At 73.4% G+C, this 1,375-nt stretch carries 2 protein-coding genes and 1 pseudogene; all 3 read left to right on the top strand.

Annotated features, from left to right (window positions below; genetic code table 11):
• Positions 1-135 precede the first annotated feature (135 nt).
• Positions 136-426, top strand: coding sequence for a hypothetical protein (locus tag PSU4_RS30885; protein ID WP_246115467.1), 291 nt, complete (start codon positions 136-138; stop codon positions 424-426).
• Positions 423-785, top strand: coding sequence for a hypothetical protein (locus PSU4_RS30880; RefSeq protein ID WP_147116209.1), 363 nt, complete (start codon positions 423-425; stop codon positions 783-785). The genes PSU4_RS30885 and PSU4_RS30880 overlap by 4 nt, the downstream gene beginning before the upstream one ends.
• Positions 782-1,375: pseudogene (locus PSU4_RS30875) on the top strand (type IV secretory system conjugative DNA transfer family protein); the annotation flags it as partial. The gene PSU4_RS30880 and the pseudogene PSU4_RS30875, both read left to right, overlap by 4 nt.

The following is a 1,375-nucleotide window of genomic DNA, read 5'->3' as shown; positions in this document are numbered from 1 at the left end:
TAAATGAACACCCACACGAGCCACGACGACACACGCCCGGAAGCGGTCCGCGAGACGGCCGCGGGGGCGACGGCCTGGCGCGCCGCGGTCCACGCCCAGCGCACCGCCGTCCCGGATCACAGCGACTTCTACGCGATGACCGCGGACGTGGTCGACGCCCTGGCCGCGGTCGCGGGGTTGGCGGAGGTGCTGGCCTGGCAGGTCGCCCACTACGGCGACACCCGCCCGGTCTACGACGACTCGGGCGTGGTCGATCCGCGTGAGCGCCTGGACATGGCAGCGATGGACCTGCACGAGCTCGCCGCGAGCCTGCGGAGTGCGGACCGGATCGCGAACACGTTCTGGTCGCGGATCGGCCACATCGGCGTCGACGACTCCGCCACGAACCCTGCCGACGCGCAGACCCCTGCGGAGGTGACCCGGTGAGCGCGCCGACGTCAACGACGTCCGCGGTGATCGGGCTGCGGCGGTGGGCGCGCGGGCACAGCCCGCACGTCGCCGCCGCGGTCGGGCTGCTGATCGTGCACGAGACGTGGCCGGCCCGTGCGGAGTTCCGCGACGCGTGTGTAGGGCGGGACCGCGACGGGACCTGCTGGATCGACTGGACCGCTGCCCGCACCGCACTCGACGCCGATGTGTTCGCGAGGGCGTCGACGAGTGAGGTCGCGGTGCTGGACCTGGCGATCGCGTTAGGGGAGGACCGGTTCCGGTTCTCCCGGATGGGCCCGGCGAACGCCCGCGCGATCACCGACACCGTCGCCTACGCCCTGGGGATGCTGCGATGAACCTCTGGACGTTCCTGATCCCGGTCGCGGCGGTCGCCGGCACCGTGGTCGCGGCCAAGCGCGGCGCGACCGTGCTCGCGATCTGCCTCGGACTAGTCGCCCTGCTGCCCCTCGCCGCACTCGCCACTGCAGTCGGACTGCCGGTCCTCGCACTGGCCGCCGGTGCGGGCGGGGTGTGGGTGTGGCACCGGTGGACCCGGTCGTCGTCGACGGTGAACCGGTGGGGATCGCGCACTCGGCGCAAGTCCGGTGTCGCCTCGACCCTCGACGTCGTCCGTCACGCCGGGAGCGGTGCGATGCGCCGCCGCGCGGCCGCGGTCCGGCCGTCGTTGGCCGGTCTGGGCCGTCGGGAGCGGTGGCGGTTGCCGGTGCCGGAGGTGGCGGTGCGGTTGTGCCGCAGCGGGTTGTTGTGGGTGTGGTCCTCGGTCGAGGACGTCACCCTGATCTTCGGTGGCCCCCGCACCGGCAAGTCCGGGTGGCTGGCCGGGCAGATCCTCGACGCCCCCGGCGCCGCCCTCGTCGCCTCCACGCGCGGCGATCTCTACGACCTCACCTCGAGCAGTCGAGGGGAGCGGGGGCCGGTGTGGGTA

The organism is Pseudonocardia sulfidoxydans NBRC 16205 (assembly GCF_007989085.1).
Classification (GTDB): domain Bacteria; phylum Actinomycetota; class Actinomycetes; order Mycobacteriales; family Pseudonocardiaceae; genus Pseudonocardia; species Pseudonocardia sulfidoxydans.
Note: the sequence above shows the minus strand (reverse complement) of the source record. Positions and strands in the feature narration are given on the sequence as shown.